The organism is Alteromonas sp. CH_MED4-4 (assembly GCF_037029575.1).
Taxonomy (GTDB): Bacteria; Pseudomonadota; Gammaproteobacteria; order Enterobacterales; family Alteromonadaceae; genus Alteromonas; species Alteromonas macleodii.
Window position 1 is genome coordinate 42,629 of record NZ_JAYMEU010000035.1, and the last position, 7,124, is coordinate 49,752.

Here is a 7,124-nt window from a genome sequence, read left to right on the forward strand (position 1 = left end):
GCATGATACTGCCTATTCTGGGCACCACCTAAGTCAGCAGTATACAAACCGGCGACCTAAGCAAAAAGTAAGCCCTCTCTAGCTTGAATAGACGCGATAACGCATTGGCAAATGAGAGGGCGCCGATCACCTAGAAAAGTCGATCACCTAGAAAATATGGGAAATTGGTGTATCACCTTTAAATAAATAAGTGATCAAGTCAGCATTACTTTCTCTTGCAACGCTTTCGACAATAGCTGTCGCTACATCTTCTCTTGGTATTACAGCATCGTCCCTATTGCTTGGCATATCGGTTCGTACTAAATGCGTGCCCGGTTCATTTAATAAAGTGCCAGGTCGAAGTATTACGTGATGTAAGCCGCTATTAATTAAATGCTCGTCGGCCATGTGTTTGGCAACCAAATATGGTTTTATTGCTGACTCCACGGCGTCAGGATCGTCTGCACCAATAGAACTAACCATAACAAATTTGGGTGTCCCCGCCGCTTTTGCATAGTTAACCGCGTTGCGGGCCGCCCAAAGATCAATCATAAGTGTTTTATCTGCGCCGGTGCTACCGCCTGAGCCTGCTGTGAAAACCGCAACGTCCACACCTTCAAAGTGTGCTGAAAAATCTTTTTCTAAATCCTGCTCAACCACTGTGAGGTTGGCATTTTGGATATCTGACAGTTTGTCTGGGCTTCTTACTGGCGCTACGACTTTGTGACCAGCATCCAACAATTTCACTGTTGCTTGCTTACCAATTTGGCCTGATGCGCCGATTACTAATACATTTGCCATGTTTTCATCCTCCTTGTGGGTGATTTCGCTCATCTTAAGCTACTTAAGAATTCACAATACATAGGCGGGTAAAAAGGAAAGCGATCAATTACTGCGATAAAATGCATGACAAAACGTTTGCCTGCATGCATTGCCGTTTAAACGGCAATGCAATGGGGGGAAGAGAAACTAATGGGTACGATGATCAGCCAGCGGCTATTTTATCACCGCATTTCGGCCTGATTCTTTGCCGACATATAGCTTTTTATCGATAGCGTGAATGCAAGCCTCAACACTATCGTAATCTCGTATATCCGCTACACCACAGGTTATGGTAGCCGATACAGAGTAGGGGGGAGCATCGATTTCGTAATCCGCGACAGTTTTACGTAGCTTTTCTGCCACCCAAAATGCTTCTTGTACCTTTAATGAAGGCAGCAATATAAGAAACTCCTCACCGCCCCATCGCGCAATAACGTCACTTTCTCTTAAACTATCTTCCAGGATCCTAGCTATTTTGACCAGTACTGTGTCACCCACATGATGACCGTATTCATCGTTAATACGCTTAAAGAAATCAATATCAACAATTAGCAAGGAGAAAGTATGATTATGGCGTTTATAATTTTGCCATGCTGCCTTGGCTCTTTGTGTAAAGTAGCGACGATTTTTGAGACCCGTCAATGCGTCCTGAGTTGAAAGCTGCGTCAACTTTTCTACGACCGCTTCTAAGTCTCGGGTTTTTTCCTCAACTTTTAGTGCAAGTTCAGCAGAGCGCTTTTTCAACGATGCTATCCTCAGCCACACCATCGATGAAATCAACAGCATGCCTAGCAGGGTAATCGCCACGCGCCATATAGGCTTATCCCACCATGGTGGAACTACAACTATTTCAAGTTGCGCTGCATTGGTGCTCCATTCATTCTCTTGATTTATAGCTTTAACAGTGAAGCGGTAGCGTCCTGGGTCCAAGTTGGTGTAGGTGGCCGTTCTTGTCTTGTAGTCAGTAAAGCGCCAGCTGTTCTCAAAGTCTGCGAGTTTATAGGCATACGTAAGTTCGTTTGCATTCATATAATCAGTGGCGGCAAATTCAATCGTGAGCGCAATATCGTTATGTTTAAGTTCGATTACCTCGTCTAGGCGCTGTCTTTGCTGATAGGTTGTTCCGTTTTGCTCGTTCCTACTCACCGTTTCAACGTTTGTGAGGTGCACTCCAGGTGACCACTTTACATTTGCCACTTGTGAAGGAGTAAATTGTGTTACGCCTTCCGCTCCACCAAACATTATTGTGTTATTTTCAGTTACGGTGACAGAGCCAATATAGTAACCCGTAGACAGTGCGCCGTTTTCTGCACCGAAATAAGAAAGGGTAGACAAGTCAGGTGCTAAATACGCAATCCCTTCAATTGTAGAGATCCAAAGCCCATATTCATCATCTTCAACAATTGCCCCAATGGATACATTGCTCAATCGACTTTCAGGCTTAATTTGTGTCACTTTAATCGTTGACAAATCACTGCCTTCTTTAGACATAAAGAAGAGTCCAGCTGCTTGCGTTCCAATCCAATAACCACCGCGTTTTGACTGAGAAATCCACGTCACTACAGTTTGATCTGATATCTTGTCCGTAAACTCACTGACGCTGGTCAAGTCTCCAGTCAGTTTATTCGCAACAAATAAACCGGATACCGTACTTAACCATGCGTTTTCATTGTCGTCCAAAACAATTCTCGTTGTCAGCGACAATGGCCATTGCTTTATTACCCTATCTTCTGACGGGCGATATACAAACAATCCATCGCTGTAGCCGCCATACCAAATGTCTCCGTCATCATCGATATTAATGCTGTAACCTGACTTACCATTCAGCGCAACAAATTCTAGGTTTCTGGTCTGGGGGTTCAGTTTGGCGAGGCCTGTGCGTGTGGTTACCCATAATGCATCGCTCTTTGTATGATAAAACACGCTCAACAGCTTGTCGTTAGTGTCTTCGCTACTTGCAAATGCACCATTGGAAGTAAATGGGCCTTGTTGAGTTTTACTTATCGTGTCGTAAAGCCAAAGGCCCTTTTCGTTCGCTACCCATACTTGGTTATCTTTGTAATTCGATAAAGAGGAGATGATTCGTCCTTCGCCTATTTCCTGAGAGTAGAAGTTGCTAAGCAGAGGGTTACTGATCGCAAACCCATCGTCTCTGGTGCCAACGACAACCAGCCCAGCTTTAGTTTGATAAAGGCTTGAAATTCTCTCTTTGGCCGCATCTTTCTCGTTAATCGGTGCACGCAGCACAGAGTTGGGGTTATGTGACGTTAAAATATTCAGCCCACGCTGAGTAGAAACCCATATATCACCGTTGTCCTTTAATAAGATGTCTGTAACGTAGTTATCAGATAATCCGTGAGTTTCAGAGGTACAGCTTTTGTCGATGGTAGTGCTTTGTTCGTCGGGATTGAACAAACATGCGCCGTGGGTAGCGGTGCCCAACCAGAATCGAGATTTCTCTGCTGCCACCAGTCGAGTAAAGTTCATGTTTTCAAAAGCCACTAACTCAAGAGACTTCTTAAACGGATCAAGTTTATACAGGCCCGAGGTGGAAGTGACATAAAGCGTGTTACCGATAAGTTCTATGTCTGTCAGCGTACTCGTGGTACTGGGAAGGTAGCTGACCAGTTCTACACTGTCTGAGTCTGGAGAGTAAGTGTAAAGGTTTCGTTCAGAGACAATCCAAAGCTGGCCATTGTGGGTGGTCTTGATCCTATTAATTACCTGTTTATTGAAAGGCTCTGACGCCGGTAACGTGTAGTGCTTGAACGACTCAGTATCAACATCTATACGGCTCAGCCCGCTGTATGTCCCCACCCACAGGTATTGACCGTCTAAGCTTGCCTCTATCTGAAGGGCGAAGAGGGTCTGGAGGCCTGTTGACTTGTCTTCACCCCACAAGCCGAAGTTTCGAAATGTATAGCCGTCAAATTTATCGACACCAGACTGCGATGCCAACCACAGAAAACCATACTTATCTTCCGCAATATCTGAAATGGATACGTGGGCGATACCACTATCCATATTGTAGGAGTGAAACGCTGGGGCAATAGGTTTCGCGCGTGCAGGTAGGCTGCAAGTTGCAGTAAAAACTATGAAAAGCGAAAGTACCAACAGGGTGCGCATAATATAATCAAAAATTACATAAAATTTATACACTAACGTTACGCTAATCTACCGCTCTTACAATGGTACAAAAGTTTAAATTCAACAAAAAAAGCCTCGAAATTCGAGGCTTTTTGGACTGCATTAATTATGTTAGCCAGTGGCTAATCATAACGGATATAGTTACCAGCCACACTGGCGTGTAGCATTTTGCTCATCTAACCACGTTTTTAGTGGCGCAAAGTAGTCAGCGATAGTACTGGCATCCATTTGCGGTGAGCCTGTCAGTGTTTCTAACGCATTTTGCCAAGGTTGGCTCATACCCATCTCTAGCATTTCGTTAAGTGCTTTACCGGCTTCTTCACTGCCGTAGATAGAACAACGGTTAAGCGGGCCCTCATCACCTGCAATGTCACACAGTGCTTTATGGAACTGGAATTGAAGGATATGCGCTAGGAAATAGCGTGTATAAGGTACGTTCGCAGGCACGTGATATTTTGCACCCGGATCAAATGCGTCGGCGCTGCGCTCAACAGGCGCCATCACACCCTGATACTTTTCTCTCAATTCCCACCATAGTTGATTGTATTGTTCAGGTGTTACTTCACCTGACATCACTTTCCAGCGCCATTGGTCAACCATCAGACCAAAGGGAATGAAGGCAATCTTGTCTAACGCAACTTGCATTAACATACCGATATCGTTTGATGCGTCTGGGATCTCATCAATTAACTCGATTTGCTTAAGGTACTTAGGTGTTATTGATAAAGCGATGGTGTCGCCAATAGCTTCGTGGAAGCCGTCGTTTGCCGAACCACGGTAAAGAAGTGGTTGGTCTTTATAAGCGCGTTGATAGTAGTTGTGACCTAATTCGTGGTGAATAACGTTAAATTCTTCGCCAGTCTTTTGAATACACATCTTTATACGAAGATCGTCTTTGTCATCTAAATCCCACGCAGAGGCATGACACTGAACGTCACGGCCTTCAGGCTTTTGAAACATAGAGCGTTCCCAAAAGGTATCTGGAAGTTCTTCAAAGCCAAGTGATGAGAAAAATGATTCTGCTTGTTTAACCATGGCGATTTCGTCATACCCCTGTTCAGCTAATGCGCCTGTAACATCAGGAACTTTCATTTCTTGCTGGGGTTTAACGATATCGTAAATATTCCCCCACGACTGTGCCCACATGTTACCTAATAAATGGGCTGGGATCGGTTTGTCTTGAGGTACTACGTCTTCGCCATAGTGTTCACCTAGCTTAGCGCGCACATGGCAATGTAGTGACTCGTAGAAAGGCTCTACTTGCGTCCATAAGCGATCCAATTCCTTGGGAAATTCATCTGCTGGCATATCGTACTTTCCACGCCACAAGGCGCTGACGTTTTCAAAACCTAGCTCTTCAGCGCCTTCATTGGCAAGCGATACTTGTTCTGCATAGAGTCCTGCCATTGGTTTAGATACTTCACGCCAGCCTGTCCAATATTCTAGTAGCTTGTCAGCATCGCGTAGGGTGGCCATTTCAGAGCTCATTTCAACCAAGCTTTTGCACGTACCATCTTCGCTGCAATACTCACCAGAGCCGTACATGGCACTTAAGTCAGAACCAATTTTTGCAAGCCGCTCTGCTTTTTCCGCATCTGCCGGCGGCGGCATTGTTAAACTATTTTTTAGTAGATCAAGCTGTCTGCGGGTGTCGGCATCTACGTCTACATCGTTAAATTTCGCCGCTTCTTTAGCTAACTTTGCAACCTTGGTAGAAAGCACTTCATTAAAGTAAGCACTGACTGCTGCTGTATCGAAATTGATATTCGTGGCGTAGCTCCACTCGGCGTGCGCGGCAGGAACTTGCATTTTTGCAATATCATTTTGCGCCTGTGTTAAAAACTGCTTGGCGTCTTGTGCAGTGAGTTGTGGTTTAGTTTCTGTCTGTGTTGTACTTTCGCCACACCCCATAAGCGAAACGCTTACCAATGCTGCTATCAGAGTACGTTTGTGATTGAGCATACTTTGTCCTTTAATTATTGTGTTTTTTACGTGAATCGACGTTCACATAGACATGCTCTAGCATTGTGTAACGCTATGTTGCTTTTGTAAAACAAATTTGAAAGTCCCTCCATTTTAATCAGCGATAATTTCACCTCTCGCCTTATAAAATGTTCGTACTCTTTGTTGTGTTGCCTTGATGTAGAACCGCTATGCCTAGGGTAACACGCCGCGATTAGGAACATTTTAAATCTCGCTGAGTGGGTAATTAACTATGCGGACTGGTATTACGTTTTTGATAACACGAACGTTGAGGTGTGGTCTGGATATTCGAAGGTTTGAGAAATTTAATTAAAGCCAGATGAATTTTGGGGCGAACAATACGAACATGTTGATGTTTCTGGTACATTAGGCTCCGGTACGGCGATAGATGCTTACATCTATCAAATTAAACCTGTGTAGATTTTAAGGAATAGTAATGTCAACGGAAGAACCACTCTACTGGGGCTTGAACGCTCGAAGCTACTGTACACTCATTCATGTTTCTCAGTTATCCAGTTTCATTATACCTGGCTTAGGTATCATATTGCCTATTGTGCTATGGATTGCTCACAAAGATCAAAATGAAGACATCAATCAGCACGGCAGGGTGACAGCGAATTGGTTAATAAGCTTGCTCATTTACTCTGTTATTTGTTTTGTCTTGACGCTGATTATCATAGGAGCCCTAGGCTTCATCGCTCTTGGATTAATGAACATCGTCTTTGCTATCGTGGCAGCAGTCAAAGCGAACAAAGGGGAGTTGTGGGTGTACCCGCTAAGCTTTGAGTTTTTTAAACGTTAACCTAACGGAATCCTACGTTACGTCTAGCAAGAAACACTGTGACTTAAGATCGCTTTCGAAGGGCGTTTCCATGTTGAGACGCCTTTGTGCTTATCCCATTGCAGATACTGCAATTGCCAGCGTGAACAATAACGCGATGTGTTTTGGTTTTAAAAGCATGTTCACCTCTTTCCTGTGACTTCTTCTACCTGTGGTAATCTTGAAGATAGTTTTCAAATAGGTGTCGCGCTATTCACAATTAGTATAATTAACTCATATGTCGCTAATGTCGTAACGAGGGCGCTACTTTTTCAGAAGCGCTATGTCGTCAGTTAGCACTTATCTATGCGGATTAATGGTATGGACCCTCTCCTCCCATAAAGGCTTCAAATGAGCCAAGATAGGGTTGTTC

The 7,124-nt window shown here is 44.2% G+C and carries 4 protein-coding genes; 1 reads left to right on the top strand and 3 read right to left on the bottom strand.

Annotation, left to right across the window (positions count from 1 at the left end; all coding sequences use genetic code 11):
• Positions 1 to 147: 147 nt before the first annotated feature.
• The 3 genes from WA381_RS18505 to WA381_RS18515 form a co-directional block, all read right to left on the bottom strand.
• Positions 148 to 780: an SDR family oxidoreductase gene (locus WA381_RS18505; RefSeq protein WP_014949222.1), complete on the bottom strand. Its 633-nt coding sequence runs from the start codon at positions 778 to 780 to the stop codon at positions 148 to 150.
• Between the two features lie 195 nt (positions 781 to 975).
• Positions 976 to 3,825, bottom strand: coding sequence for a ligand-binding sensor domain-containing diguanylate cyclase (locus WA381_RS18510; RefSeq protein ID WP_289617986.1), 2,850 nt, complete (start codon positions 3,823 to 3,825; stop codon positions 976 to 978).
• Between the two features lie 264 nt (positions 3,826 to 4,089).
• Positions 4,090 to 5,910 (bottom strand): M2 family metallopeptidase, encoded by a 1,821-nt coding sequence (locus WA381_RS18515; RefSeq protein ID WP_156086318.1) that lies wholly within the window; start codon positions 5,908 to 5,910, stop codon positions 4,090 to 4,092.
• Between the two features lie 457 nt (positions 5,911 to 6,367).
• Between WA381_RS18515 and WA381_RS18520 the strand changes: the two genes are divergently transcribed.
• The gene (locus WA381_RS18520; protein ID WP_014949226.1) at positions 6,368 to 6,733 is read left to right on the top strand and encodes a DUF4870 domain-containing protein; all 366 of its coding nucleotides are present in this window, start codon (positions 6,368 to 6,370) and stop codon (positions 6,731 to 6,733) included.
• Positions 6,734 to 7,124: the final 391 nt, after the last annotated feature.